The 795-nt window shown below is 71.9% G+C and carries 1 protein-coding gene; it reads left to right on the top strand.

What is annotated here, in order from left to right:
- A partial coding sequence (locus A5708_RS02980) for an LLM class flavin-dependent oxidoreductase (protein ID WP_065027201.1) occupies positions 1-795 on the top strand: 795 nt, incomplete at both ends.

Genomic DNA, 795 nt, shown 5'->3' with positions numbered 1-795 from the left:
GCGTGGCGATACGCGTTCGCGCACAACGCGACCGGCGGCGGGCAACTCAGCGGTCGCTATTGGGCCGCGCTGGCGGGCACCGCCGAGCGCGGGCTGCTGGATTTCCTGACCATCGACGACAGCCTGGACGTGCAGCCGGGCCGCCGGCCCGAAATCTCCCCACGGCGCCTGGCGGGGCGCGCCGATGCCACGCTGGTGGCCGCCCGGATCGCGCCGGTCACCAAGCACATCGGCCTGATCCCCGTCGCCACGGTGACCCATACCGAGCCGTTCCATGTATCCAAAGCGATTGCGACACTTGACCATATCTCGCATGGCCGGGCCGGCTGGCAGGTGCGGGTAAGCCCGACCGCGCACGAAGCGGGGCTGTTCGGCCGGCGGGCCGCCCCCGCCGCCGACGAACTGTTCGACGAGGCCGCCGACGCCGTCGAGGTGGTGCGCCGCCTGTGGGACAGCTGGGAGGACGACGCCGTCATCCGCGATGTCGCGACCGGTCGCTACATCGACCGCGACAAGCTGCACTACATCGACTTCGCCGGCGAGCACTTCTCGGTCAAGGGGCCCTCGATCACCCCGCGGCCACCCCAGGGCCAGCCGGTGGTGGCGGCGCTGGCGCACGCGCCGCGGGTCTACGAATTCGCCGCCGCCAGCGCCGACCTGGTGTTCGTCACCCCGCACGACGAGGACTCGCTGCGGGCGATCCTGGCCGACGTCAGCCACGCGCAGCGCGCGGGACGCGAAATCCAGGTCTACGCCGACCTGGTGGTGTCCCTGGCCGACGATCCGCTGGCACCG

This window comes from Mycobacterium colombiense, from assembly GCF_001672755.1.
Taxonomy (GTDB): domain Bacteria; phylum Actinomycetota; class Actinomycetes; order Mycobacteriales; family Mycobacteriaceae; genus Mycobacterium; species Mycobacterium colombiense_C.
This window is presented reverse-complemented; position numbering and strand designations above follow the sequence as displayed.